This is a genomic window from Streptomyces sp. SirexAA-E, from assembly GCF_000177195.2.
GTDB lineage: Bacteria > Actinomycetota > Actinomycetes > Streptomycetales > Streptomycetaceae > Streptomyces > Streptomyces flavovirens.
Genome location: NC_015953.1, coordinates 2,193,875 through 2,219,695, shown reverse-complemented (window position 1 = coordinate 2,219,695; position 25,821 = coordinate 2,193,875). Strand labels below are relative to the sequence as shown.

The window sequence follows — 25,821 nt, the reverse complement described above, 5'->3', positions numbered from 1 at the left end:
GCAACCTGCTCGACGAACTGCCCGTCCTCCTCTCGGGAGGGGAACGAAGGCCGCAGGGGTATGCCTGCGGCTCGGATGTTCCCCTGAACGAAGCGGACCGGGAGCGATGACCAGTAGCACGCCAGACGTCAGCGTAGTGATCGGGGCGTACGAAGCGATGCCCTATCTGATCCGCTGCCTGGAATCCGTCGAGGCCCAGACCCTGGCCGCCGAACGGATGGAGATCATCGCGGTCGACGACGGTTCGACCGACGGCACGGGGGAGTACCTGGAGGAGTTCGCCGGCCGGACGGCCGTCCCGATGCGCGTCGTCCACCAGGAGAACTCCGGCGGCCCGAGCGCCCCGCGCAACGTCGGACTCGGTCTCGCCCGCGGGCGCTACGTCTTCTTCCTCGACGCGGACGACTACTTCGGCGAGGAAGCCCTGGAGCGGATGGTCGCCATGGGCGACCGTGCGGGAACGGACGTGGTTCTCGGCAAGGCCGTCGGCGTCAACCGAGGTGCGCCGAAGTCGATGTGGAAAGAGACGGTCGAGCGGGCGGATCTCTACACGTCGGCCATCAAATTCACCCTGAGCGCGCAGAAGCTCTTCCGGCGGGAGATGCTCGTACGGCTCGGGATGGCTTTCGACGAGAGTCTGAAGACAGGCGAGGACGCGCTCTTCACCATGGAGGCGTACCTGCGCGGCGACGGGGTCTCCGTCGTCGCCGACTACACGTGCTACTACCTGGTGGGCCGTGACGACGGCAAGCACGTGACGAAGAGCGGCAGCTATCTGCTCCGCTTCGACTCGGCCCGTGCGCTGATGGAGCTGATCGCCGCGCACGTGCCGCCGGGGCCCCGCCGTGACTCACTGATGGTCCGGCCGTTCGCCATCACCCTGCTGCCGCAGTTCGGCCCCGTCCTGCTGAAGCAGTCGGAGGAGGTGCGGAGGCGGAAGATGGAGGAGGCCGCCCCGCTCCTGGAGACCTACTGGTCGGCGGGGCTGGCGGGCCGCCTCAAGGTCCAGGAGAGGCTGCGGCTGCGCTGCGTGGCGGAGGGCCGCCTCGATCAGCTCCTGGACATCCTGCGGTTCGTCAAGGAGGGGCGGGAACCCGAGGTCGTCCGCAAGGGCACCCCGGGGCGCCTGTACCTGGCCTACCCCCACTTCGGAGACCGCGGCGGGCTGCCCGACCCGGCGTACGAGGTGACCGTGACCGAGTGGATCGGCGGGCGAAGGATCGAGGCGCCGGAGAGCCGGTCTCCCGCCGCCCTCGTCCGGCGCCTGGCGCGTCGGGCCCGCAGGAGCGTGCGGCACACCCTGCGGCCGCGGCGACGGTCGTCGAGAGTATGAGGCCGGTCACGCGGAAGTCGGTCCGCCACTCAGCGCTCGGGGCGCAGAATCCTCCTGACCGGGCGCCCCACCACGCGCCGGGCACGCCGGTACGCGGCCGGCAGGGCAGCCGTGACGTCCGTACCCGCCCGTGCGTTGGGTCGGCCGGCGATCACGCTCCGGCGCAGCTCGTTGTTCTCCTCCGTCAGCTCCTCCAGCCTGCTCCGCATCCAGCTGAAGCGGCTCCGCAGGGACTCCGGGTCGCTGTCGGTCCAGGGCCGGACGGCGGGCGGGAGGGTGAGCTTGGCCATGGCCGCGTCGAACGCCGCGCCCCCGTCACCGTGGACGAAGGTGTTCTCCAGGCCGTTGCGCTCCATGAATCCGGTGAAGCGCAGGAAGCGTTCCTTGTGGCCGTTGACGAGATCACCGAAGTCGGCCGCCTCGTAGAGCTCGGCGGGGTCGATGTTCTTGGGCGTCTCGGAGATCTTGCGGTGAGGGATGCCGAAGTACCGGCACAGCTCGAGAGTGCGGGAGTCGCTGCAGAGCACGGTGCTCGGGACGCCCGCCAGGAGTGCCGCGATGTTGCCGTGGATGCGGGAGCCGAACGAGAAGTCGAACTCCCGGAGTTCGTGGATCCAGGTGGCCGGGTCGATGTAGAGCCGGACCTTGCCCTCGCGGTACATCGGGTGGGACGGGTGCGTCGGCATCGAGGTCTGCGAGCCGGAGGGGTTCGAGGTCTCCCGCCAGTGCAGCAGCTCGCCCTCCAGGAGGTTCTGACCGACGAACCGCAGGTGCGGGTAGCGCTGGTGGGCCTGCCGGATTATCGCGTCGAGACCGTGCGAACGGACGGCGCTGTGCGAACCGTTCACCGAGACGCGGGACTCGGGGGTGAGCGACTCGACCCGCTTCTCGAGCGTGAACGTATCGCCGTGCATGAACATGGAGGGGCACCCGATGACCTCGACGTCCCGGAAGCCCATGTCGTTGAGGTACTGCTCGGTGAACTCGCCCCGGACACCGATCGACGCGCTGCGGTTGAGCACCTCCGTGACGAATTCCCTGACGGTGGGCTCCATCGGCTTCAGCCGGGCCGCGTTGTACTTCAGGTCGGCCTGCGCCCCGACGCCCAGGACGACGACCGGGATGCGCAGCTTCTTGATCAGCTGGGTCATCCGCGCCAACGGCCGCTCGAACGACGGCCGGAAGGCGTTGGCCAGGGGGACGACGAAGACGTCGTACTCCTCGTTGATGCGGGCGGCCTCCGACTGAACCGTGCGGATTCCGTTGGAGAAGACCTCGGCCCGCGGGGTCGTGAGCAGCTTGTGAGCCGCGTCGCTGAAGATCAGATTTCCCGTGTTCGTCCCGAAGACATCTCTGTGAAGGGACTGTTCGACGGAAGCCACGTCGAAGGGGCTTTTGCCTGATCTGAGCAGAATGCGCGTCTTGCGGGTCGATTCATCTGTCACCCGCAAAGCGTAGCCCGACAAACAGCCGGTAGAGATTACGCAAAGGCTTCTTCTCCGCGGGCGCGGTGTGGTGTGCCCCCCGCGGGGCCGCGGGTGTGCGCGTATGTACGGGTGCGTCCTGAGACGGCGCTGCGCGGCACGGACCGCCTCACGTAGATTGTGGGCGCCGAGCAGGACGACTTGATGGGGACGGGCGTACGTGTCAGGGGCAAGCGAATCCGAAGGCGTTTCCCGCACCTCCACGGGCGGGGGTGGCGCGGCGGGGAGGCCGGCGGTGACCGGCGCCCGCAGGATCGTCGTCAAGATCGGGTCCTCCTCGCTCACCACCGCGGCGGGCGGCCTCGACGCCGACCGGGTGGACGCCCTCGTCGACGTGCTCGCCAAGATCAGGGGCGGCGGTGAGCGTGAGATCGTCCTCGTCTCCAGCGGCGCCATCGCCGCCGGGCTCGCCCCGCTCGGCCTCGTCCGCCGTCCCAAGGACCTGGCGCGCCAGCAGGCGGCCGCCAGCGTCGGCCAAGGGCTGCTGGTCGCCCGGTACACCGCCTCGTTCGCCCGCTACGGCGTACGCGTCGGCCAGGTGCTCCTCACCTCCGACGACACCAGCCGCAGGGCCCACTACCGCAACGCCTACAGCACGCTCGACCAGCTCCTGGAGATGGGAGCGCTGCCCGTCGTCAACGAGAACGACACCGTGGCCACCGACGAGATCCGGTTCGGTGACAACGACCGGCTCGCCGCGCTCGTCGCCCACCTCGTCCACGCCGACCTCCTCGTCCTCCTCTCCGACGTCGACGGCCTCTACGACGGCGACCCGAGCACGCCCGGCACCTCCCGCATCGCCGAGGTGCGAGGTCCGCAGGACCTCCACGGCGTCACGATCGGGAGCGCCGGAAAGGCCGGCGTCGGCACCGGCGGCATGGTCACCAAGGTCGAGGCGGCCCGCATCGCCACCGCCGCCGGAGTACCCGTCGTCCTGACGTCGGCCAGCCGGGCCGCCGACGCGCTCACCGGCCGCGACACGGGCACCTACTTCCATCCCACCGGCCGGCGCTCGGCCGACCGGCTGCTCTGGCTGGCCCACGCCTCGACACCGCGAGGCGCGCTCACCCTCGACGACGGCGCCGTGCAGGCGGTCGTCGAGCGGCGCACCTCGCTGCTGCCGGCCGGGATCTGCGGTGTCGAGGGCGAGTTCTCCGCGGGTGACCCGGTGGAACTGCGTGACCCCTCCGGCCACGCGGTCGCCCGGGGCCTCGTCAACTTCGACGCCAAGGAGATCCCCCAGCTGCTCGGCCGCTCCACCCGCGACCTGGCACGCGAGCTCGGCCCCGCCTACGAGCGCGAGGTCGTACACAGGGACGATCTTGTCGTCCTCACGTCCCGCCTGGCCCCCTGAAACGGCTGAAAGTCCAGGCTTCGAGCGGAGACCTTCACGAAAACCGCCCCAAGCCGGGCCCCGGACTGGTCAACTTTGTCACGGGGGTACAAGGGGTCAGCACAGCTACACATTCACAGGAGGCCGCCGGTGAGACGAGCGCGCCCGGGGGCGCCGCCCCGCGGAACGGGCAGTCGCGCCCTGACCAGTGTCGGAGCGGGGGCCGACTTCGTCGGCATGCCCACCGACCAGACCCTTGAGCAGGAACCGGTGGTGACGGACGAGCAACGGACCCGGTCCAAGCTGTGGCACATCACCCTCAGCGTCTCCGGGGGCGAGATTCCGCTCAAGGAGGTCAGACGGGGGCTCGAACAACTGGCGCACGACCACCCTTTCCTGCTGACCAGCCGGTACGCCAACGACCACGCGGAGATCCGCTACTGGGAGGAGGCCCGCGACCTGCACGACGCTGCGGCGGTGGCCCTACGGCTGTGGGGTGAGCACCGGTCCAGCGCGGGGCTTCCGCCCTGGGAGATCGTCGGTCTGGAGGTCATCGACCGGGAGACCTACCACCAGCGCGTCGCGGAGGGATACGGGCCGCCGCCCGCAGCCCCGGTCGGGGTGCACCCGTACTGACCGGGGCGCTCTTTCGCGGCGGTGGCCCGGGACGGGCGGCCGGGCCGGCGCCGGGGCCGGACCAGGCTGGGCGGGTGTGCGTCCAGGCTGGGCGTGTGGTCGGCCGGGCGGGTGTGCGGCTGGGCGGTGTGCGGTCGGCCGGGCGGGTGTGCGGTCGGCCGGTCGGGACTGCGGGGAGTCCGTCCGGGCGGCGGGACGCCCGTCTCGTATCACGAAATGCGGGGCTGTCGTCCGCGGCGGGCGCATTACCCTGCGGGCATGACGACGCTCTCGCCGTACGACAACCTGTCCCCGGTCGCCCGGGCCGCCTACCGGGCCCGCGCCGCCGCCGCCGAGATCGCGCCACTTCCGCGCGCGGCGAAGGACGACGCGCTGCTGGCGATCGCGGACGCGCTGGAGGTGCGTACCGGTGAGATCGTCGCCGCCAACGCCGAGGACGTCACACGCGCCCGCGAGGCCGGGACGAGCGAGTCGGTCGTGGACCGGCTGACGCTCACGCCCGAGCGGATCCGGGCGATCGCCGCCGATGTACGGGACGTGGCGGCACTGCCCGACCCGGTCGGCGAGGTGGTCCGCGGGTCGACCCTTCCCAACGGCATCGACCTGCGCCAGGTCAGGGTGCCGCTCGGAGTGGTCGGCATCATCTACGAGGCCCGGCCGAACGTCACGGTCGACGCCGCCGCCCTCTGTCTGAAGTCCGGCAACGCCGTGCTGCTGCGCGGCTCGTCCTCGGCGTACGCCTCCAACACCGCCCTCGTGCGGGTGCTGCGCGACGCGGTGGGCGGATCGGGTCTCCCGGCCGACGCGGTGCAGCTGGTGCCGGGGGAGAGCCGAGACTCCGTACGCGAACTGATGCGTGCCCGGGGCCTGGTCGACGTGCTGATCCCCCGGGGCGGCGCCTCGCTGATCCGGACCGTGGTGGAGGAGTCCACCGTCCCCGTGATCGAGACCGGTACGGGCAACTGCCATGTGTACGTGGACGCGCAGACGGACCTGGACATGGCCGTCGACATCCTGATCAACTCCAAGGCGCAGCGGCCGAGCGTCTGCAACGCCGCCGAGACCCTCCTGGTCCACCAGGACGTCGCCGCCGACTTCCTGCCCCGGGCGCTGGACGCGCTGGCCGAGGCGGGCGTGACCGTGCACGCCGACGAGCGGGTGCGGGAGTACGCCGAGGGGTCCAAGGCCACCGTGGTGCCGGCGGTACCCGAGGACTGGGAGACCGAGTACCTCTCGTACGACATCGCGGCCGCGGTCGTGGAATCGCTGGACGCCGCGGTGGCGCACATCCGGCTGTGGTCCTCCGGTCACACCGAGGCGATCGTGACCACCTCTCAGGCGGCGGCGCGTCGGTTCACCCAGTTGGTGGATTCCACGACGGTCGCCGTGAACGCCTCCACCCGCTTCACGGACGGCGGCCAGTTCGGGTTCGGCGCCGAGATCGGCATCTCCACGCAGAAGCTGCACGCCCGCGGGCCCATGGGGCTGCCCGAGATGACGTCGACGAAGTACATCGTCACGGGCGACGGCCACATCCGGTAGCACCGGACCGCGAGGGGGGTACGGCTGTTCCCCGGCCGCTGCCCGTTCCCCGGCCGCTGTCCGCTGCCTGCTTCCCGGCCGCTGTCCGCGCGCCGGACATGGACATGGGGCGGCGAGCCTGCGAGGCGGCTGTGCCCGCGACGTGCCCGTTCTGCGGGGCGGCTGTGCCAGGGGGCTCCGGCCCGCAAGGCGGGTGCCGTGGGGTACACGGGTGCCGTGGGGCGGGTGGCGGTCCCCGGGCGGTGCGTCGTGGCGCGGCGGTGTCGTTCCGGGCAGGGCGAGTTTCCGGGCTCTCCGCCCGGAACGCGCCTCCCGGGGCTACGCTGAATGCGTGCCGGACGACGTGGGGGGCAAGCCGTCTCAGGACGGCTGGGAGCCCGACGACGACCGCGGGGGCGCGGACGAGGACCTCGCCTCCGTGGTGTTCGACGAGGACTTCGTACGGTCCGCCGCGATCCACGAACCCACCGCGGTGGAGCGCCTGCTGGCCGCCGCGCAGGCTCGCGCCGAGGCCGAGGCGAGCCGGACACGATCCGGCGGCGCCGCCATGGAGGACGACGGCTACGACGACGGCTACGGGCCGGACGGCCTGTACGGCCGCGAGAGGGAGTTCGGGGACGACTTCGACCCCGACGATGCGGACGGAGCCGACGGCGGCCCCTACGGCCGCCACGGGGGCGCTCTGCGCCCCTATCGCAGCACCGCTCGGTGGCACCGGCCGATCGCCTGGCTGCTCGCCCTGCTGATGGGGGTCGGGATGGTGGCGCTGGCGTTCAATGCCGTCTACCGCGGTGCTTCCGGAAACCGTCAGGAGCAGGCGCCGCCACCGGTGACGAGCGGTGTGGACAGAACCGGCGTGGTCCCCTCCGCCTCGGCCGACCACTCGCGTCCGGCGGCCTCCGTCGTGCCCCGCACCCCCTGAGCCTCTCCGGTCCGGGTGGCCTAACCAGGCGCCTTCCCGCCTGCGCTCCCACCTGCGTGGCGTTTACCTTGAGGACGATCGACCCACCCTGAAGGTAGGACCCTGTGGTTCAGCACCTTTCCCGTCACCGGGGGAGGGCCGGGCCCCCTTGTCCCTGTGAAGAAGCCTCTGCGCAGAAGCCCTGCGACGAAGCCCCGCGACGAAGCCCCTGCGAAGAAGTCCCTGCGATCGACCGTCCACACCCAAGTGACCGAGCGTTCCGCCCGTGACCGAACCCTCCCGCACGTCGAACGTCCCGCGTGTGGCCGTCTCCGCACGCGCGTCACCGCACGTGCGCATCCCCGTACGTGAGCATCCGCGCACGTGAACGTCCCCAGCAAGCGATCATCCCTGCAATCCATGTGTCCCCTGTGTCGAAACCCGCGACGGACAGGTCCGTCCGACGCCCTTCGGCCGAGGTGGGGGGCGGATCCCGCGCCCGCCCCCACCGGTGGCGCGGAGATCGGGAGAAGCCATGACAGGCCGCGGAGAACCGCCGGAAGGGCCCCCGGAGAACCCGCCGGGCGGCGAGGACGAGTACCGCTCACTCGTCTTCGACGAATCGTTCGTGCGCGCTGCCCGGCTGCAGGAGTTCTCCGCTCAGGAGCGGATGGGCGAACCGGCCCGGGCCGTGCGCTCCGTTGGTGCCCTCACCGTCCGGAGCACCCGCCGACGCTCCAGGGCCGCCGTCGTCCTCGTCGTGCTGATCACCCTGGCCTTCGCCACCGCCGTCTACATCGGCTTCCGCAACCCCTATCCCAAGCCCGTCGCCCGCCACGCGGAGCCGCTGAGGACCACCGTGGTCCCCCTTGCCCCCACCGACGAGGTGCCGGGGGGGACACCTGAGACCCTGGTCTCCGACGGCCCGGCCGCGCAGTTCCGGACGGGCGCCTCCGGCATCAACCTGCCGCCGGTCCGGCGGACCGAGAACTTCTCGAACAGCCAGGTGACCGCCGCGCTGACCACGGTCAAGGACTACCTGGTGGCGTCCTCGATCGACCCCGATGTGATCACCGGGCGTATGGTCCGGCCGGTCGGACGGCTGCTCGACCCGGACCAGACCGCACAGTTCGACCGGAGTGTGAGCGCACCGGCCGACGACGGCCGGCACAGCGCGACCGGCTGGCTGGTGCGCTTCGACCCGGCCGACGTGGAACTCGCCGACACCGATGTCCGGGTCCAGGGCAGCCTGTCCTACGCGGAGACGGGATCGGACACCCTGGAAGTGGTGTCCGACCACACCTTCACGTACACGCTGCGCCCCGCGGTCTCCGGTCCGCACCGCGCCGACGACGCCTCGCTGTTCACCGTCCGGCGCGAGCTGCACTTCGTCGTCGACCGGGAGGATCTCAGGCTGCACCGGCTGGAGGTGCGCAGCTCCTACGTCCAAGCAGGACCGCAGTCCTGCTCCGCGGACGCCACAGGCGCCCTGCGTCCGCTGCTCGCCGGCGAGCGCGCGGACGACGGGGGACCCGAAGGGACCGACCCGTACGCCACCGGGCTGCCCAAGGCGGAGCTGTGCGGGACCCTGTCGGTCAGCTCTCCGGCCCGGACCCCTCCTCCGGGTCCGGACGCCGCCACGTCCCCTCTTGGCCGTCCGTAGCGTCCGTGGCCGTTGCGCCCTTGCGTGAGGCGCCGCCGCCGTTGCCGCCGGCCGCCCCGGTGAACTTGTCCCGGAGCTTGCCGCCCAGGTCGCCCGCGCCGCCGGCGATGTCGCCGACGAGCTTCATCAGCGGGTCCTTGCTGGTGCGCACCGTGTCGGCGTAGTGGGCCGCGGACTCCCGGAAGGAGTCCGTCACCGACGTGTCCTGGTCCTCGTCGCGTCGCGGGTAGTGGCCGTCCACGATGCGCTGGTAGTCCCGGGTCTCGGACCACTTCTTCAGCTCGGCCGCACGCACCGTCGTGAACGGGTGGGACCGGGGCAGCACGTTGAGGATCTTGAGCACGGAGTCCCGGAGGTCGCCGCCCTTCTCGTACTCGTCGGCCTGGGCGAGGAAGGCGTCCACGTTCATCTCGTGCAGGTGGTTGCCTCCGGCGATCTTCATCAGACCGCGCATCGATGCCTTCAGGTCCTGCCCGACCAGCAGCCCGGCCCGGTCCGCGGACAGCTCCGACTTGCGGAACCACTCGCGCAGTGCCGTCACGATCGCCATGACGGCGACGTTGCCGAGCGGGATCCACGCCACCTTCAGGGCGAGGTTGGTGAGGAAGAGCAGTATCGTCCGGTACACCGCGTGTCCGGAGAGCGCGTGACCCACCTCGTGGCCCACGACGGCCCGCATCTCCTCCTCGTCGAGCAGCTCGACGAGCCCGGTGGTCACCACGATGATCGGCTCGTCGAGACCGATGCACATCGCGTTGGGCCGAGGGTCCTGGTTGACGTACATCGGCGGGACCTTCTCCAGGTCCAGGATGTAACAGGCGTCCCGCAGCATGTCGTTCAGGTGCGCGAACTGGGCGTCGCTCACCCGGACGGAGTCCGACAGGAAGAGCAGCCGGAGACTGCGCTCGGGCAGCAGCCCGCTGAGAGCCTTGAACACGGTGTCGAAACCGGTCAGCCTGCGCAGGGCCACGAGGGCCGAACGGTCCGCCGGGTGCTCGTAGGCCCGGGAGGAGATTCCCGGATAGCGCCTGCGCTGCCTGCTCGGCACGCTCTCGTGACTGTTGTCGGTCATTGGATGCCCCCTGTTCGTACGAGACGTCGCTCGTCCCCCTGACGGATGCCAGCGTAGGTGCTGGCGCTACGGTGTGCGGGGGGCTGTGGATAACTTTGAGGAGCGCCCGAAATGCCGCACACCGCCACACTGCTCGCCGCCGTATCCGACGATCAGGGGCCGGGCAACACGCTCCGCGTCGTGCTGCTCGTCTCGCTCCTGGGAGCGGGCCTGCTCGCCTGGTTCCTGCTGCGTGGATACCGCAACGACGACAACAACGACTGAGTCGGCGTGAGCGTGCCCGTGACGCCCGCATACGATGTGCGCGACGTCTTCCTTCCGACTCCCGATCGATAGGTCCCGTTGAAGATGAGCCTCACGAGCACCGCACAGCAGCTGGTCACCCTTGCCGAAGGCGGCGAGGGCGGCAACCACGAAAGCCTCAGCCCCTACGTCACGGGAGCGGGCGCGTTCATCGTGCTGATCCTTCTGCTGTGGATCACCACGCGCTTCAACCGAGACCGCTGAGGCAGAGGCGAACAGCAGTGCCAGTAGGGTCTGCACGCATGGGAGAGCAGCAAGTGCCTACCGGCGGCGGCAAGCGCAGACTCGGTGTGATGGGCGGGACGTTCGACCCGATCCACCATGGACACCTGGTGGCGGCCAGCGAAGTGGCCGCCCAGTTCCACCTCGACGAGGTGGTCTTCGTCCCGACCGGGCAGCCGTGGCAGAAGAGCCACAAGACGGTGTCCCCGGCCGAGGACCGCTATCTGATGACGGTCATCGCCACGGCGTCCAACCCCCAGTTCTCGGTCAGCCGCAGCGACATCGACCGCGCCGGGCCGACGTACACGATCGATACACTGCGGGACCTGCGTGACGTACACGGCGACGCGGACCTCTTCTTCATCACCGGCGCCGACGCGCTCTCCCAGATCCTCACCTGGCGGGACGCCGAGGAGCTGTTCTCGCTCTCCCACTTCATCGGTGTGACCCGGCCGGGGCACCTGCTGACGGACGACGGGCTGCCCAAGGGCGGGGTGTCACTCGTCGAGGTACCCGCGCTGGCGATCTCGTCCACGGACTGCCGCGCCAGGGTCGCGCAGGGGGAGCCGGTCTGGTATCTGGTGCCCGACGGTGTGGTCCGCTACATCGACAAGCGCCAGTTGTACCGCGGCGAATGAGCCACGGAGAGGGGCACCGGTGAACGACCGACCAAACCCGTACGACCCGTACTACCAGCAGCAGCCGCAGATCATCGGCTACGACGAGTACGGTCAGCCGGTCTATCAGCAGCAGGCGCAGCAGCAGTACGACCCGTACACGCAACAGGCCCCGCAGCACCCGCAGTCCGCGCAGGAGGGCCAGACCCAGCAGGGCTACGGAACGGCACAGGGCTACGGCTACGACCCGTACGGGAGCACCCGGCAGCCGTACGACCCGTACGCCCAGCAGCAGCCCGAGTCCCCCCAGGCGCAGCCCGGACACGGATACGACGACGGCACCTACGGCACCTACGGCTACGACACCGGCCGGCAGCCCGCAGTGGACGCCACCACCCAGCAGTGGGAGGCGCAGGCGCAGGCACCCGCCGCACCGGCGGCCGCCCCGCCCGAGCCGGAGCCCGGACCCGAGCCGGCAGCGGACCCCGTGGTCCCCGGACAGCGCCGCGCCGACCGCGACTACCGCACCGAGCAGTTCTCCTTCATCGAGGAGCCCGACGAGGACTCCGAAGACGTCATCGACTGGCTGAAATTCACCGAGAGCCGCAGTGAACGGCGTGAGGAAGCCCGCCGCCGCGGACGCAACCGGATCGTCGCGCTGATAGTCGTCGCCGCCCTCGTGGTGGTCGGCGGGGTGGGGTACCTCTGGTACGCGGGCAAGATCCCCGGCGTCTCGGGTCAGGACGAGAAGAAGGCCACCGCCACCGGCCCGCAGAAGCGGGACGTCATCGTCGTCCACCTGCACAACACCAAGAAGGGCGGCACCTCCACGGCGCTGCTCGTCGACAACACCACCACCAAGCAGGGAACCACCGTCCTGCTGCCCAACTCCCTGGCCGTGGCCACGGACGACGGATCCACCACCACACTCGGCGAGTCCGTCGACGACGACGGCTCCACCGGCACGCGCGAGGCGATCGACACCCTGCTCGGCACCCGGATCGGCGGGACGTGGCGGCTCGACACGCCTTACCTGGAGAACCTCGTCGAACTCGTCGGCAGCATCGAGATCGACACCGACACCGACGTGCCCGACACCAAGAAGGGCGCCGATCCGCTGGTCAAGAAGGGCGAGGCCCAGACGCTGAGCGGTCAGATGGCCGTCGCCTACGCCACCTATCAGGGCACGGGCGAGCCGGAGACCAAGCAGCTGATGCGCTTCGGGGAGGTGATGCGCGGCGTGCTGCGCAAGATGTCGGAGGACCCCGCGGCCGCCACGGTCACGGTCGAGACGCTCGCACAGATCCTCGACCCGTCACTGCCCGAGAAGGACCTGGGAGCCTCGCTGGCGAAGCTCGCCGGGCACGCCAAGGTCGGTGACTACAAGACGGCGCTGCTGCCGGTGCAGGAGGACGGCACCCTCACGGCTGAGGCGACGGACAGCGTGGTCAAGGACATCCTGGGCGGCACGGTCAGCGCCCCGGAGCAGGGCGCCCCGGTGCGAGTCGGCATCCAGAACGCCACGGGTGTGGCCGAGGCCACCCAGAGCGCCCGGGTGCAGCTGGTCAACGGCGGCTACGCCTTCGTCGACGGCGGCACGGTGGACGCCGAGTCCTCGTCCGAGGTCCGCTACCGGACCGAGGAGGACAAGGCAGAGGCGGTCGAGGTCGCCAAGACCCTGGGCCTGCCGACGAGCGCGGTCAAGAAGAGCGAACCCGCCGCGAACGCCGATGTCTCGGTCGTCCTCGGTCAGAACTACGAGATCCCGGACTGAGGCGTCCCGTCCGGATCATGCCCGGCACCACGGAGACGGCGGCCGCCCCGCGGCGGCCTCTCCCCGATCCGGCGTGATCCTGACGCAAGCCCCCGGGCGTCGTCAGGCTGTCGGCGGTCCGTGAGACCCTAGAGGTCGATCTGACCGCCGACGAAAGCCTGCATGTGACCGCCACGGACCGCTCCATCGAGCTCATCAACGCCGCAGCCCAGGCCGCGGCCGACCGGCTCGCGCACGACATCATCGCCTACGACGTCAGTGACGTCCTGTCGATCACCGACGCCTTCCTGCTGGCCTCGGCTCCCAACGACCGCCAGGTCAAGTCGATCGTCGACGAGATCGAGGAGCGGCTGCAGAAGGAGCTCGGCGCCAAGCCGGTACGCCGCGAAGGCGACCGCGACGCCCGCTGGATCCTCCTCGACTACGTCGACATCGTCATCCACGTCCAGCACAGCGAGGAGCGCGTCTTCTACGCGCTCGAGCGCCTGTGGAAGGACTGCCCCGAGATCGCCCTTCCCGAGGACGCGCTCAAGACCCGCGGCAAGGCGGAGGAGCACGCTCAGCTGAACGGCGCGGAAGGTGAGCAGAGCTGAACGGCAGCGGCAGCGGCAGAGGCCGCAGGATCGTCCTCTGGCGGCACGGGCAGACCGCGTGGAACCTGGAACGCCGTTTCCAGGGCTCCACGGACATCGACCTCACCGAGACGGGTGTCGGCCAGGCCCGCCGGGCCGCCCGGCTGCTCGCCTCGATGGGGCCGGACGCGATCGTCGCCTCCGATCTGCGGCGGGCCGCGGACACGGCCGCCGAGCTCGCCGCGGTCACCGGACTCGAGGTCGCCCACGACTCGGCCCTGCGGGAGACGTACGCGGGCGCCTGGCAGGGGCTCACGCACGAGGAGATCGTCGGGCAGTACGGGGAGCAGTACGCCGCGTGGAAGCGCGGTGAGCCCGTACGCAGGGGTGGCGGCGAGCTGGAGACCGAGGTCGCCGACCGGGCCGCCCCGGTGGTGCTGGAGCACGCCGGCAAGCTGCCCGACGGCGGCACGCTGGTCGTGGTCAGCCACGGGGGCACGATCCGGACGACCATCGGCCGTCTGCTCGGTCTCGAGGCGCGCCATTGGGAAGGGCTCGGCGGTCTTTCCAACTGCTGCTGGTCCGTGCTGGGCGAAGGCGCGCGGGGCTGGCGGCTGCTCGAGCACAACGCCGGGACCCTCCCCGAACCGGTCCTCGGCGACGACGACTAGCCGGTGCCCGGAGACCGCTTCCGGGGTGCCGGGGCCGGATTTCACTTTCCGGCAGGTCACAGGCTAAAGTTCTTCTTGTTCGCAGCGCGGAAACGCAGGGAAACACCGCGGACAGCGGGGCTATAGCTCAGTTGGTAGAGCGCCTGCATGGCATGCAGGAGGTCAGGAGTTCAATTCTCCTTAGCTCCACAGTGAAGATCCCGTCCCCGGCAGGGGGCGGGATCTTTTGGTGCGGTACGGGACTTCCGGGGCGTGACACGCGCTCCCTCCGCTTCCACGACCGGTTCCCGGCGGTTCCTTTGCGACAAAGGCGGGAAGCCGGGCCGTCGGCGGGCTGACCCCCTTGCGGGGTCATGGCAGAATCGGAGCGCCGGAGGGGGCGACGGACCGATCGGGAGGGAGCGCGATGCCTGAGAGCCGCGTACGGATCCCGGATCAGCCCCTCGGCCCCATGACGTCCCCGGGCGCAGCCGCCCCGCAGGAGAATCCCTCCGCGTGCACGGCCGGCCGCCGCACCCGGAGCTGACCGGATGGGTGCACACAGGCGGAAGTGCGACTGGTGCGGCAGCGGCACGCCCATCGTCAGGGACATGGACCCGGTCAACGCCCGGTACCAGTACTGGTGCGAGGAGTGTGCGCGGGCGCTGATCATCAAGGGCGACCCCATCGAGACGTACCGGGAACTGGAGGGTGAGCCCATCTACGGCCGACTCCTGGAGGAGCACTGCACCCTCAAGCGCTTCTACTCCTTCGCCACCGCCTGACGCGTCCGGGAGGTACGCGGCGGAGGAACCGGGCGCGACGGAAACGATTTTTGTTGCACCGGGTGGACCGTGTAATGTTCTCGATGTCGCCAGGGGAACCGGGGGGCAAAGGCACGGGGCTATAGCTCAGTTGGTAGAGCGCCTGCATGGCATGCAGGAGGTCAGGAGTTCAATTCTCCTTAGCTCCACAGTGGAGAAGCGGGTCATCCGAATCGGGTGGCCCGCTTCTTGTCGTGGACGGCCAGGTGCGGTCCGGGGCAGGCGCGGCCGGACGGCGGTGAACGCGCGGACGCCACTCCGGGCCCGTGCGGTACCCTGACGCCATGCGTGCCGTACGCCTTCTGCTTAGCGAGCCGCGCTGATCACTCCCGACCGGTGAGCATGCCTGGTCGGACTCGGCGCGGCATCCCCTCCTGTGCGAGGGGATTTTTCGTTTCCGTAGACGTGTGTCCGTAGACGTGGGCGCCGGCAGATGACGATCGATGGAGCTTGAGGATCATGAGCGAGACGAACACCGCGGCCGAGGTGGCCGCGCCGCACCGCTATACGGCAGCGATGGCTGCCGACATCGAGGCACGCTGGCAGGACTTCTGGGACGCCGAGGGGACGTACGAGGCCCCGAACCCGACCGGTGACCTGGCGGGGGATCCGGCACTGGCCGCCAAGCCCAAGAAGTTCATCATGGACATGTTCCCCTACCCGTCGGGTTCGGGCCTGCACGTCGGCCACCCGCTGGGATACATCGCCACCGACGTCTACGCCCGCCACCAGCGGATGACCGGCCACAACGTCCTGCACACCCTGGGTTTCGACGCCTTCGGCCTGCCGGCGGAGCAGTACGCGGTCCAGACGGGCACCCACCCGCGGATCTCGACCGAGGCCAACATGGAGAACATGAAGGCGCAGCTGCGCCGACTGGGTCTGGGCCACGACAAGCGCCGCTCCTTCGCGACCATCGACGCGGAGTACTACAAGTGGACCCAGTGGATCTTCCTGCAGATCTTCAACTCCTGGTACGACACCGAGGCCGTCCGGGCCCGCCCGATCGCCGAACTGGTGGCCCAGTTCGAGAGCGGTGAGCGCGCCACCCCCGACGGCCGCGCGTGGGCCGCACTGGACGCCGGCGAGCGCGCGGACGTCCTGGGGCAGTACCGCCTGGCGTACGCCTCGGACGCGCCGGTCAACTGGTCTCCCGGGCTGGGCACCGTGCTGGCCAACGAGGAGGTCACGGCCGACGGCCGCTCCGAGCGCGGCAACTTCCCGGTCTTCAAGGCGAAGCTGCGCCAGTGGAACATGCGCATCACAGCCTACGCCGACCGGCTGCTGGACGACCTGGACGGTCTGGACTGGCCCGAGGCCATCAAGCTGCAGCAGCGCAACTGGATCGGGCGCTCCGAGGGCGCGCGCGTCGACTTCCCGGTCGACGGGGCCGGTGGCATCACCGTCTTCACCACCCGGCAGGACACCCTGTTCGGTGCCACCTACATGGTGCTGGCGCCTGAGCACGACCTGGTGGAGCGGATCATTCCGGCCGCCTGGCCCGAGGGCACCCACCCGGTGTGGACCGGTGGCCACGCCTCCCCGGCCGAGGCCGTCACCGCGTACCGCAAGCAGGCCGCCGCCAAGTCCGACGTGGAGCGGCAGGCGGAGGCCAAGGACAAGACCGGTGTCTTCACCGGCGCGTACGCCACCAACCCGGTCAGTGGCGAGAAGGTCCCGGTCTTCATCGCCGACTACGTGCTGATGGGCTACGGCACCGGCGCGATCATGGCCGTACCGGCGCACGACTCCCGCGACTTCGCGTTCGCGCGCGCCTTCGAGCTGCCGATGCGCTGTGTCGTCGAGCCGTCGGACGACCGTGGCACGGACCCCTCGACGTGGGAGGACGCCTTCTCCTCGTACGAGGCGAAGCTGGTCAACTCCGCGAACGACGAGGTCTCGCTGGACGGCCTGGGTGTCGTCGACGCCAAGGCGAGGATCACCGAGTGGCTGCGGGAGCACGGTGTCGGTGAGGGCACCGTCAACTTCCGGCTGCGCGACTGGCTGTTCAGCCGGCAGCGCTACTGGGGCGAGCCGTTCCCGATCGTGTACGACGAGGAGGGCATCGCCCACCCGCTGCCCGAGTCGATGCTGCCGCTGGAGCTGCCCGAGGTCGAGGACTACTCCCCGCGCACCTTCGACCCGGACGACGCCGACACCCAGCCCGAGACCCCGCTGTCCCGGAACGCCGACTGGGTCAACGTCACCCTGGACCTGGGCGACGGGCCCAAGAAGTACCGCCGTGAGACCAACACCATGCCCAACTGGGCCGGCTCCTGCTGGTACGAGCTGCGCTACCTGGACCCGAACAACGAGCGGCGGCTGGTCGACCCGGAGGTCGAGCAGTACTGGATGGGCCCGCGGGACGGGCAGCCCGCCGGCGGTGTCGACCTGTACATCGGCGGCGCCGAGCACGCCGTCCTGCACCTGCTGTACGCCCGTTTCTGGTCCAAGGTGCTGCACGACCTGGGGCACATCTCGTCCTCCGAGCCGTTCCACAAGCTGTACAACCAGGGCATGATCCAGGCGTTCGTCTACCGGGACAGCCGCGGCATCGCGGTCCCGGCGGCCGAGGTCGAGGAGCGCGACGGCGCGTACTACCACCAGGGCGAGAAGGTCAGCCGCGTCCTGGGCAAGATGGGCAAGTCGCTGAAGAACGCGGTCACGCCCGACGAGATCTGCGGCGAGTACGGGGCCGACACCCTGCGGCTGTACGAGATGGCGATGGGGCCGCTGGACGTCTCGCGCCCCTGGGACACGCGGGCGGTCGTCGGCCAGTTCCGGCTGCTGCAGCGGTTGTGGCGCAACATCGTCGACGAGGAGACGGGCGAGGTCACCGTCGTCGACACCGAACCCGACGAGGACACGCTGCGCGCCCTGCACAAGGCGATCGACGGCGTCGGCCAGGACATGGCCGGAATGCGCTTCAACACGGCCATCGCCAAGGTCACCGAGCTGAACAACCACCTGACCAAGGCGGGCGGTCCGCTGGCACGGTCGGTCGCGGAGCGGCTGGTGCTGCTCGTCGCGCCGCTGGCCCCGCACGTGGCGGAGGAACTGTGGCGCCGGCTGGGTCACACCGGTTCCGTCGTGCACCAGGACTTCCCGGTCGCCGACCCGTCCTACGTCGTGGACGAGACCGTGACCTGTGTCGTCCAGGTCAAGGGCAAGGTCCGGGCCCGCCTGGAGATCTCCCCGTCGATCTCGGACGAGGAGCTGGAGGCGCTGGCCCTGGCCGACGAGAACGTCGTCGCTGCACTGGGCGGGGCCGGCATCCGCAAGGTGATCGTGCGGGCGCCGAAGCTGGTCAACATCGTCCCCGCGTAACGACGGTTTCCGGCCGCCGGCACGGCAGCCAGGGCTTTCCCCTACGGGCAGGTTGGGGGTTCCGCAGGAACCCTCGGCCTGCCCGTTCCGTTTACGGTGGAGGAGCGACCGCACACCGGCAGCCGCCGATACCCTAGGGGCGTTCATGGAAGCCTTGATCCTGATCCTGACGCTGCTGTTCGTCACCTTCGTCGCGCTCGGGGTGTACGCCGGTGTCAAGACGGTGCGGGCCGCCAAGCGGGGCGTGGACCGCACGATCACTCAGGCCCGCCGTTCCGTGGAGGACACCACGCTGCGGGCCAAGAGCTACGGTCAGCCGGGCGTGGCGGGGGAGCTCGCGCAGCTGCGGCTCGCCCTGCGGACCTCGATGCGGGCGACCCAGGACGCGTTGGAAGCCGGGGTGGCCGAGGACGCCTCCCTGCGCGAGTCGCTGGGTCTCTTCGAGCGGCTGAGCGCGCACGGGCGGGAGCTCGACGAGGACCTCAAGCGCCTGGAGCGCGAGCCGGACCGGGCGACGGTCGCGACCCTGCTGCCCGGCCTGAAGGAGCGTACGGAGCGCATCACGCACTCCGCCGAGTCGCTGCGCTGGGCGGCACGTGACCGGGCGCGGCAGTTCGCCGACGACGACCTCGCCGCCCTGAACGCGCAGATCGACGTGGAGGCGGGAGCCCTGCGGCACTGGACGACGGACGAGCCGACGGTCGGCGACACACGCCGGCACCGGCAGGGCGACCCGGCGGACCGGACCCCCGGTGGCGCGGGTCAGGACAGGGGCGGACCGGCCGGCGCCGAAGGACCGCAGGCCCTCACACGGCCGGACCCGCGAGCGGCCGGCCGGTACCCCTGGCAGAAGTCCGCCAGGCCGGAGACGACGAACTGACGCGAACCGGTCCTGGCCGACAGCGGCCGGACATCTTCCGGAGCAAACGGAAAGACCGGCGGGCCGGGCCCGGGCTGACCTGTACCCGCTCCGGAAGGTAATCTCCGGCTCATGTCCCGCCATGTCGCGATCGTCACCGATTCCACGGCCTACCTGCCGCGCCAGACGATGGAGCGGCACGGCATCAGTGCTGTGCCGCTCACCGTCGTCCTGGGCGATCAGGCCTTCGAGGAGGGAACGGAGATCTCGGCCAGGTCGCTGGCCCTGGCGCTGCAGAAACGCCACTCCGTGACCACCTCCCGGCCCAGTCCCGAAGTCTTCGCCACCGCCTACCGCGCCGCGGCCGAGGCGGGAGCCTCCGGCATCGTCTCCCTGCACCTGTCGGCGGAGATCTCGGGCACGTACGACGCCGCGCTGCTCGCCGCGAAGGACGCGCCGGTGCCGGTGCGTGTCGTCGACACCGGGATGGTGGCCATGGCCCTGGGCTTCTGCGCGCTGGCCGCCGCCGAGACCGCCGGACAGGGGGGCGGCCTGGACGACGCGGTCGCCGCCGCGGAGAAGCGGGCGGCGGGCACCGCCGCGTACTTCTACGTCGACACGCTCGACTATCTGCGCCGGGGTGGACGGATAGGCACCGCGCAGGCACTGCTGGGCTCCGCGTTGGCCGTGAAGCCGCTCCTGCAACTGGAGGGCGGGCGCATCGAACTGCTGGAGAAGGTGCGGACGGCGTCCAAAGCCATCGCACGGCTCGAGGAGATCGTCGCGGAGCGTGCCGGAGCGGGAGCCGTGGACATCGCGGTGCATCATCTGGCAGCACCGGACCGCGCGGAGCGGCTCGCGGAGCGGCTGCGGGGACGGGTGCCGGGCCTGGCGGATCTCCATGTGAGCGAGGTGGGCGCGGTCATCGGCGCGCACACCGGGCCCGGGCTGGTGGGCGCGGTCGTGTCACCACGCTGATCCTCACCCCCGCGGGTGGCGGACTTATCCACAACTGGACAGTTATCCACCGGAATTGGGGCTGCTCAGCGCGTTTCGACGGATGTGTCTAGCGTCGGTGGGCATGACCCTCCGAACAGTCGACGCAACCCGTCGTGTCGTCGCCGCCGCCAGGCCGGGCGGCGGCATCACCGATCAGCCGCCCCGCAGTGGGGGCCGCTCCTCGCCCGGCTCTCTGGGGCGCGCGCGTCCGGGACCGGGCGTCGCCCCACGGGGCGGCGCGGGCACCGGCCCCGGGGGTCGTCATGCCCGTCGTCGGCGGACGGCGCGCGAGCCGGACGCCGCGGCGGCGGCTTCGCGCCTCCGCGCGGACGCGCTGATGGCCGGGCGCCGTGCCGCCGGGGGAGCGGGCGGTGGTGGGGTGGCTCCGACCGTGCTTACGGGGCCGCGTGCGGGCAGGCCCGCCACCGGGTCTCCGGGGGCCTCTGCCGGATTCCCACTGGCGGCGCGGGGGGCGCCCGCGCCGGGCAGTCGGCAGCCCGTGGCGGGTGCGGGTGCGGGGGCCGGGCCGGGTGCACCGGCGGGAGGTGGGACGGGCGGGGGCCCTCGGGGCGGGGCGAGGCCGGGTACGAGTGGCCGAGAGGGGGCCGGGGCGCCGCCGGGGGCCCCGCTCTTCCCGGGAGCCCGGGGAGCGCGCCCGGTCCCGTCGTGGGCCGCCGCCGTGGCACTCCCGGCGGGGCGCGCCCCTGGGGCCGCCGCAGCCGGGGACGTCGGACGGCCCGGACCCCGTCGGGGGATCCCGCCCGAAGCACCGCCGGGGCCGCCGCCTTGGTGGCGTGCGGTCGGCCCCGCCGTGCGCGACCGGTTGCCGCTCTGGCTTCAGCTCCGGTGTTCTCTGGAGCCCAGATCGCTCGCCGCGCTGGCCGTCGTGCTGGTCGGCGCGGCCGTCCTCGCCGGGGCGCACTTCTGGTCGGCCCGCCCCCAAGCGGTGGGCGCCCCCGAGCGGGTGCGGGCGGCGGCCGAGGCCCTGGTGCCCTCCGCGGGCTCCGCCCCGTCCGGTCCCCCCGGTCCCGCGACCGGGCCGGTGGCTGCGGATCCGGCCGCCGCGTCGGGCGGGCAGATCGTCGTCGACGTGAGCGGCAAGGTGCGCAGGCCGGGGATCCAGCGGCTTCCGTCGGGTTCGCGGGTCGCCGACGCCCTGGCCGCCGCCGGAGGGGTGCGGGAGGGCACCGACATGACCGGGCTCAACCGGGCGCGCGTCCTCACCGACGGCGAGCAGGTGGTGGTCGGCCTGCCGGGTGTGCAGCCGGCCCCGGGCGGAACGGCCGGAGGGGCGGCGGCCGGAGGCGGCACGGCGGCCGGACAGCCCGGAACGGCCGCGCCGGTGAGTCTGAGCACGGCGACGCCGGAACAGCTGGAGAGCCTGCCCGGTGTCGGCCCGGTGCTCGCCCAGCACATCGTCGACTACCGCACCGAGCACGGCGGTTACCGTTCCGTCGACGAGCTCCGCGAGGTCAACGGCATCGGCGACCGCCGGTTCGCGGACCTGCGTCCGCTGGTCCGGCCATGAGCGGTACCGACGTCCACAGCGCCTCGGGCCGCAGACTCGGCGTGGCCGACCCGCAGCAGGAAGGGCCGCTCGACCTCCGGCTCGTCCCTCCTGCCCTCGCCGCCTGGGCCGCCGCCGCGCTGGTCCTGGACGTAGCGGGCCGCTGGGTGGCCGTGGGAGCCGCCCTCTGTACCTGCGCGGCTCTGGCGATCATGGGCGGATCATGGGCCGCCGGCCGGGCGTCACGGGGCCGGCCCAGGCGCGGTTGCGCGGCCGCCCCGGCACCGTCCGGGGCCGGGCGTGGCCGCGGCGCCCCCGAGCGGGCCGGGCGTGGTGACGGCGCCCTGATCCGTGCCAGGCGTGGTGGCGGCGCCCCGGTGCGTGCGTGGTGGCGCGGCAGCACCGCCGCCGCGGTGCTGCTCTGCGCCGCGGCCGGCGCTGCGGCCGCAGGACTGCACGGGGCGGACGCCCGGAGCGGGCCCGTGCCCCGCCTCGCCCAGGACTTCGCCCGTGCCGAGGCGGAGGTGACCGTCACGTCCGACCCGCGCAGGACCCGGCCGCAGGTCCGGGGCGACCACAGCATGCCCCTCTCCCTCCTCCTGGACACCGAGGTCACCCGGCTCACCGCGCCGGACGGGTCCGTCACCCGGCTGCGTACCCCGGTGCTCGTCATGGTCACGCCGGGCGCTGCCGCCGAGAGGTGGGAGCGGCTGCTTCCCTCGACCGGCCTTCGGATCAGCGGACGGTTCGCCCCGCCGCGCCATGAGGGCGAGCGCATCGCGGCCGTGATCCGCGCGGACGCGGGCGCCCCGCCGGAGGTCATCAGCGCACCGAGCCTCGTGCAGCGCGTGGCAGGACGGCTGCGGTCCGGTCTGCGGCAGGCCACGGACGGGCTCGACGCCGACGCGCGAGCGCTTCTGCCGGGGCTGGTGGTCGGCGACACCTCGCGGGTCACGCCCGAACTCCACGACGCCTTCAAGGCCACCGATCTCACCCATCTGCTGGCGGTTTCCGGTGCCAACCTGTCGATCCTGCTCTTTCTCCTCATCGGGCCCCCGGGGTCCGCCCTGCGCAGCGAACGCCGGGGCCTGGCGCCACGCCTGGGCATCTCGCTGCGCCTGACCGCCCTGACCGGCGGAGTCATCGCTCTCGCCTTCGTCATCGTCTGCCGTCCCGAGCCGAGCGCCCTGCGCGCGGCGGCCTGCGGGCTGATCACCCTGCTCGCCATCGGGACGGGCCGACGCAGATCGCTGATTCCCGCCCTGGCCACGGCCGTTCTGCTGCTGGTGCTCTACGACCCGTGGCTGGCCCGTAGTTACGGCTTCCTGCTGTCCGTCCTTGCCACGGGGGCGCTGCTGACCCTCGCCCCGGGGTGGAGCAGTGCGCTGCAACGGCACAGGGTCCCGCCGAGGCTCGCCGAGGTGCTGGCCGCGGCTGGGGCCGCCCAGGCGGTCTGCGCCCCCGTGGTCGTCGTCCTCGCCTCACGGGTGAGCCTGGTGGCGGTGCCCTGCAATCTGCTCGCGGAGTTCGCCGTGGCTCCCGCCACGGTCCTGGGATTCGCGGCGCTCGCCGTGGCCCAGGTGTCGATGCCGTCGGCCCAGGCGCTGGCCACGGTCGCCGGCTGGCCGGTCGGGTGGATCGCGTCGGTCGCCCGCACCGGAGCGTCCCTGCCCGGGGCCGAGGCCGACTGGCCCGGCGGGTGGCGCGGCGCCGCCCTGCTGGCCGCCGTCACCGCCGTACTGGTGCTGTCCGCCCGGCGTCTGGCCCGCCACCCGTGGGTCTGCTCGGCCGCCGCGTTCCTCCTGGTCCTCGCGGTCCTCAGGCCCGTGCCGCTCACGAGGATCGTGACCGGGTGGCCACCGCCCGGCTGGGCGTTCGCCCTCTGCGACGTGGGACAGGGGGACGCGATGGTGCTCGCCGCCGGAAAGGGCACCGGAGTCGTCGTCGACACCGGCCCGGACCCCCGGCCGGTCGACCGGTGTCTGCGTGACCTCGGCATCACGCGTGTGCCGCTTGTGCTTCTCACGCATTTCCACGCCGACCACGTACGGGGACTGCCGGGGGTGCTGCGAGGACGGGAGGTCGGAGCCGTCCAGACGACCATCCTCCAGGAACCGGTGGAACAGGCGGCGTTCGTGAGGAGAACGGCTGCGGCGGCACACGTACCGGTGGTCCCGGCCGTGCCGGGGGAGCGCCGCCGTCTCGGGCCGCTCGACTGGCAGGTCCTGTGGCCCGTGGCACAGGGGCCGGGCGTCGTGCCGTACTTCCTGACGGAGCCCAACGACTCCAGCCTCACCCTGTTCGCGCGGTCCGGTGCCCTGACCCTGCTGCTGCTCGGCGACCTCGAACCCCCCGCCCAGCAAGGGGTCCTGCGCAGCTATCCGGCGTTGCCCCGGGTGGACGTCCTCAAAGTGGCGCACCACGGATCCGCGTACCAGGACCCCGCCCTCCTGCGCAGCGCCCGCCCCCGGCTCGCCCTCATCAGCTGCGGCACGGGCAATCCGTACGGGCACCCGGCGGCCCGGACCCTGGAGGCGCTCCGAGCGGAGGGCGCGAAGGTCATGCGTACGGACACCGACGGGGCGATCGCGGTCTCGGGCGCCGGGGCGGGGCTGCGCGCGGCGGGCCGCTCGTGAACGCGGCGACCGGGCGGTTCCGGACCCGCCTCTCAGACCAGCCATTCCCCGTCGCGCATCAGCTGCCGTCCGGCGAGCTCGTTCACCTCACGCCACGCTCGGACGGTGTCCGGTGTGACGCGCAGGTACACCCAGGAGGAGCGGGCGCGCGGATCCCAGCCCAGCTTCGCGGTGAAGGCGTCGGCCGACCCGGTGGGCAGGTCCACCCCCTCCACCACCTGCGCCGTCCCGTCGACGAGCACCACGTCGCGGGTGTGCCCCAGAGAGACCCGGGCCGGCCCGGAGGGTGTCACATTGACCGCGGTCGGATTCCCCCGCCGGGTGGCCATCAGCAGTGCCCCCCTGTCCCACACGAACGACAGCGGAACCAGGCACGGCAGACCGTCCTGGGACGCCGTCGCCACCCAGGCGTCGATGTCCTGCTCCAGGCGGTCGAGCACGTCCTGCTTACGCTGTTCCGGAGCACGCGCCGGCTGATGTTCCGTCATGCCCCGCACGCTAATCTCCTGCCGGGTCCGCCGCCTCGGCCGGTGGACCGAGTCGTACCCGGGACGCATGACGTAGTCCCCGGCGCCGGGGCAGACTTCGGGCATGAACGACGACGACTGGGTGGACGCCTACCTGGAGCGCATCCGAGCCGCCCGCCCTGGGCGTGCCGACGCGGCGGCCCTGAGGGAGCTGCAGATCCGCCACCTGACGGCGGTGCCGTTCGAGAACCTCTCGATCCATCTCGGCGAGGACGTCGCCCTGGAGGAGAAGAGGCTTGTCCACAAGATCGTGACGGGCCGTCGCGGCGGCTTCTGCTACGAACTCAACGGCGCCTTCGCCGCGCTGCTGCGCGCGCTGGGTTTCCGCGTCACGCTGGTGCAGGCGCGGGTCTTCGGCGACGACGGGCGCCCGGGCATTCCGTACGACCACATGGCGATCCGTGTGGAGACCGAGGACACAACGGGCCCCTGGCTCGCCGACGTCGGGTTCGGCGACCACGCCCTCCATCCGCTCGCGCTGGACGACCGCACCGAACAGCGGGACCCCTGCGGGGTGTTCCGTTTCCGGGCCGCTCCGCACGGGGACCTGGACCTGCTGCGCGACGGGTCGGAACAGTTCCGGCTGGATCTGCGGCCCCGGGAGATGGCCGACTTCCGGGCCGGTGCCTGGTACCACCGGACCTCGCCCGACTCCCATTTCACACGGTCCCTCGTCTGTTCACGGCGGACCGACGACGGGCGCGTGACCCTGAGCGGTCGCACCCTCGTCACCACCACGCGGGGCGTGCGGCACGAGAAGCCGCTCGGTACCGACGCCGAGGTACTGGCCGCCTACCGCGAGCACTTCGGTCTGCGGCTGTCCCACGTACCCGTGGTCCGCCCGAACCCGAACGTGTGACCGGCGAGACAAGCGGAACCGTCAATTCGGACCTTCGGTAACACCTCGGTGCAACCCGCGTCCAGCTGCCGCGTTTGCCTCGAACGTCGCAACGGTGATCGAATGTTTCTTCGTCGGCGGGCCGCTGCTCCGACAACGACGTCCAGCCGTAGGGGTCCGAAGGTGAGAACCGCCCCTGGGG

22 protein-coding genes and 2 tRNA genes are annotated in these 25,821 nt (G+C 71.5%); 21 read left to right on the top strand and 3 right to left on the bottom strand.

Translation table 11 applies throughout. The features are described from left to right. Window positions 1-106: 106 nt before the first annotated feature. The gene (locus SACTE_RS09870) at window positions 107-1,333 is read left to right on the top strand and encodes a glycosyltransferase family 2 protein (RefSeq protein ID WP_014045890.1); all 1,227 of its coding nucleotides are present in this window, start codon (window positions 107-109) and stop codon (window positions 1,331-1,333) included. 29 nt (window positions 1,334-1,362) lie between these two features. Here SACTE_RS09870 and SACTE_RS09865 read toward each other — a convergent pair whose 3' ends face one another. Then, window positions 1,363-2,778, bottom strand: coding sequence for a polysaccharide pyruvyl transferase family protein (locus SACTE_RS09865; protein WP_037758543.1), 1,416 nt, complete (start codon window positions 2,776-2,778; stop codon window positions 1,363-1,365). 274 nt (window positions 2,779-3,052) lie between these two features. Here SACTE_RS09865 and proB point away from each other — a divergent pair, with 274 nt between their 5' ends. The 5 genes from proB to SACTE_RS09840 all read left to right on the top strand — a co-directional run bounded on the left by proB (window position 3,053) and on the right by SACTE_RS09840 (window position 8,892). Then, complete coding sequence (gene proB / locus SACTE_RS09860) at window positions 3,053-4,171, top strand: glutamate 5-kinase (protein ID WP_014045888.1); 1,119 nt, start codon at window positions 3,053-3,055, stop codon at window positions 4,169-4,171. A 129-nt stretch (window positions 4,172-4,300) separates the two neighbouring features. Further along, a complete protein-coding gene (locus SACTE_RS09855) occupies window positions 4,301-4,786 on the top strand; it encodes a hypothetical protein (RefSeq protein WP_014045887.1) in 486 nt (161 codons plus the stop codon). Window positions 4,787-5,044: 258 nt separating this feature from the next. Beyond that, window positions 5,045-6,328, top strand: a complete 1,284-nt coding sequence (locus SACTE_RS09850) for a glutamate-5-semialdehyde dehydrogenase (RefSeq protein WP_014045886.1) — start codon at window positions 5,045-5,047, stop codon at window positions 6,326-6,328. 331 nt (window positions 6,329-6,659) lie between these two features. After that, on the top strand, window positions 6,660-7,250 hold the full coding sequence (locus SACTE_RS09845) for a membrane protein (protein WP_014045885.1): 591 nt from the start codon (window positions 6,660-6,662) through the stop codon (window positions 7,248-7,250). Window positions 7,251-7,764: 514 nt separating this feature from the next. Then, window positions 7,765-8,892, top strand: a complete 1,128-nt coding sequence (locus SACTE_RS09840) for a hypothetical protein (protein WP_014045884.1) — start codon at window positions 7,765-7,767, stop codon at window positions 8,890-8,892. Here the strand turns inward: SACTE_RS09840 and SACTE_RS09835 are convergent. Further along, window positions 8,825-9,964: a M48 family metallopeptidase gene (locus SACTE_RS09835; RefSeq protein WP_014045883.1), complete on the bottom strand. Its 1,140-nt coding sequence runs from the start codon at window positions 9,962-9,964 to the stop codon at window positions 8,825-8,827. The genes SACTE_RS09840 and SACTE_RS09835 overlap by 68 nt on opposite strands. Before the next feature lie 111 nt (window positions 9,965-10,075). Between SACTE_RS09835 and SACTE_RS34570 the strand changes: the two genes are divergently transcribed. The 14 genes from SACTE_RS34570 (at window position 10,076) to SACTE_RS09765 (ending at window position 24,254) form a co-directional block, all read left to right on the top strand. Next, window positions 10,076-10,228 (top strand): hypothetical protein, encoded by a 153-nt coding sequence (locus tag SACTE_RS34570; RefSeq protein ID WP_014045882.1) that lies wholly within the window; start codon window positions 10,076-10,078, stop codon window positions 10,226-10,228. Between the two features lie 84 nt (window positions 10,229-10,312). Further along, window positions 10,313-10,471: a hypothetical protein gene (locus tag SACTE_RS34565; RefSeq protein ID WP_014045881.1), complete on the top strand. Its 159-nt coding sequence runs from the start codon at window positions 10,313-10,315 to the stop codon at window positions 10,469-10,471. 38 nt (window positions 10,472-10,509) lie between these two features. Continuing rightward, window positions 10,510-11,127, top strand: coding sequence for a nicotinate-nucleotide adenylyltransferase (gene nadD, locus SACTE_RS09820; protein ID WP_014045880.1), 618 nt, complete (start codon window positions 10,510-10,512; stop codon window positions 11,125-11,127). Window positions 11,128-11,146: 19 nt separating this feature from the next. After that, entirely contained in the window at window positions 11,147-12,880 is a 1,734-nt protein-coding gene (locus SACTE_RS09815) for an LCP family protein (protein ID WP_014045879.1), read from the top strand. A 164-nt stretch (window positions 12,881-13,044) separates the two neighbouring features. Further along, entirely contained in the window at window positions 13,045-13,473 is a 429-nt protein-coding gene (gene rsfS, locus SACTE_RS09810; RefSeq protein WP_014045878.1) for a ribosome silencing factor, read from the top strand. Next, window positions 13,470-14,123, top strand: coding sequence for a histidine phosphatase family protein (locus SACTE_RS09805; protein ID WP_014045877.1), 654 nt, complete (start codon window positions 13,470-13,472; stop codon window positions 14,121-14,123). The genes rsfS and SACTE_RS09805 overlap by 4 nt, the downstream gene beginning before the upstream one ends. Before the next feature lie 116 nt (window positions 14,124-14,239). Then, a tRNA-Ala gene (locus tag SACTE_RS09800) sits at window positions 14,240-14,312 on the top strand. A gap of 341 nt (window positions 14,313-14,653) precedes the next feature. Continuing rightward, entirely contained in the window at window positions 14,654-14,887 is a 234-nt protein-coding gene (locus SACTE_RS09795) for a hypothetical protein (RefSeq protein ID WP_014045876.1), read from the top strand. A gap of 115 nt (window positions 14,888-15,002) precedes the next feature. Continuing rightward, a tRNA-Ala gene (locus SACTE_RS09790) sits at window positions 15,003-15,075 on the top strand. Window positions 15,076-15,385: 310 nt separating this feature from the next. Next, window positions 15,386-18,253, top strand: coding sequence for a leucine--tRNA ligase (gene leuS / locus SACTE_RS09785; RefSeq protein WP_014045875.1), 2,868 nt, complete (start codon window positions 15,386-15,388; stop codon window positions 18,251-18,253). 145 nt (window positions 18,254-18,398) lie between these two features. Continuing rightward, window positions 18,399-19,133: a hypothetical protein gene (locus SACTE_RS09780; RefSeq protein WP_014045874.1), complete on the top strand. Its 735-nt coding sequence runs from the start codon at window positions 18,399-18,401 to the stop codon at window positions 19,131-19,133. A gap of 111 nt (window positions 19,134-19,244) precedes the next feature. Further along, window positions 19,245-20,090, top strand: coding sequence for a DegV family protein (locus SACTE_RS09775; RefSeq protein ID WP_014045873.1), 846 nt, complete (start codon window positions 19,245-19,247; stop codon window positions 20,088-20,090). Window positions 20,091-20,790: 700 nt separating this feature from the next. Next, window positions 20,791-21,639: a ComEA family DNA-binding protein gene (locus tag SACTE_RS33650; protein ID WP_181464307.1), complete on the top strand. Its 849-nt coding sequence runs from the start codon at window positions 20,791-20,793 to the stop codon at window positions 21,637-21,639. Then, window positions 21,636-24,254 (top strand): ComEC/Rec2 family competence protein, encoded by a 2,619-nt coding sequence (locus SACTE_RS09765; protein WP_014045871.1) that lies wholly within the window; start codon window positions 21,636-21,638, stop codon window positions 24,252-24,254. Before SACTE_RS33650 ends, SACTE_RS09765 begins: the two co-directional genes overlap by 4 nt. A 32-nt stretch (window positions 24,255-24,286) precedes the next feature. Here the strand turns inward: SACTE_RS09765 and SACTE_RS09760 are convergent, their stop codons facing one another. Continuing rightward, window positions 24,287-24,742, bottom strand: coding sequence for a pyridoxamine 5'-phosphate oxidase family protein (locus tag SACTE_RS09760; protein WP_019992651.1), 456 nt, complete (start codon window positions 24,740-24,742; stop codon window positions 24,287-24,289). Between the two features lie 103 nt (window positions 24,743-24,845). On the opposite strand from SACTE_RS09760, the gene SACTE_RS09755 reads away from it, so the two are divergent. Next, window positions 24,846-25,640 carry an arylamine N-acetyltransferase gene (locus tag SACTE_RS09755; RefSeq protein WP_014045869.1) on the top strand — a complete coding sequence of 265 codons (795 nt, stop codon included), beginning with the start codon at window positions 24,846-24,848 and terminating at the stop codon, window positions 25,638-25,640. Window positions 25,641-25,821: the final 181 nt, after the last annotated feature.

Bases quoted from the DNA above. Each gene is read 5' to 3' on its own strand.
- leuS (WP_014045875.1), top strand. From the start codon at position 15,386: ATGAGCGAGACGAACACCGCGGCCGAGGTGGCCGCGCCGCACCGCTAT.
- SACTE_RS09850 (WP_014045886.1), top strand. From the start codon at position 5,045: ATGACGACGCTCTCGCCGTACGACAACCTGTCCCCGGTCGCCCGGGCC.
- SACTE_RS09835 (WP_014045883.1), bottom strand. From the start codon at position 9,964: ATGACCGACAACAGTCACGAGAGCGTGCCGAGCAGGCAGCGCAGGCGC.
- SACTE_RS09760 (WP_019992651.1), bottom strand. From the start codon at position 24,742: ATGACGGAACATCAGCCGGCGCGTGCTCCGGAACAGCGTAAGCAGGAC.
- SACTE_RS34570 (WP_014045882.1), top strand. From the start codon at position 10,076: ATGCCGCACACCGCCACACTGCTCGCCGCCGTATCCGACGATCAGGGG.
- SACTE_RS34565 (WP_014045881.1), top strand. From the start codon at position 10,313: ATGAGCCTCACGAGCACCGCACAGCAGCTGGTCACCCTTGCCGAAGGC.
- SACTE_RS09755 (WP_014045869.1), top strand. From the start codon at position 24,846: ATGAACGACGACGACTGGGTGGACGCCTACCTGGAGCGCATCCGAGCC.
- SACTE_RS09765 (WP_014045871.1), top strand. From the start codon at position 21,636: ATGAGCGGTACCGACGTCCACAGCGCCTCGGGCCGCAGACTCGGCGTG.
- SACTE_RS09780 (WP_014045874.1), top strand. From the start codon at position 18,399: ATGGAAGCCTTGATCCTGATCCTGACGCTGCTGTTCGTCACCTTCGTC.
- SACTE_RS09840 (WP_014045884.1), top strand. From the start codon at position 7,765: ATGACAGGCCGCGGAGAACCGCCGGAAGGGCCCCCGGAGAACCCGCCG.
- SACTE_RS09795 (WP_014045876.1), top strand. From the start codon at position 14,654: ATGGGTGCACACAGGCGGAAGTGCGACTGGTGCGGCAGCGGCACGCCC.
- nadD (WP_014045880.1), top strand. From the start codon at position 10,510: ATGGGAGAGCAGCAAGTGCCTACCGGCGGCGGCAAGCGCAGACTCGGT.
- SACTE_RS09870 (WP_014045890.1), top strand. From the start codon at position 107: ATGACCAGTAGCACGCCAGACGTCAGCGTAGTGATCGGGGCGTACGAA.
- SACTE_RS09775 (WP_014045873.1), top strand. From the start codon at position 19,245: ATGTCCCGCCATGTCGCGATCGTCACCGATTCCACGGCCTACCTGCCG.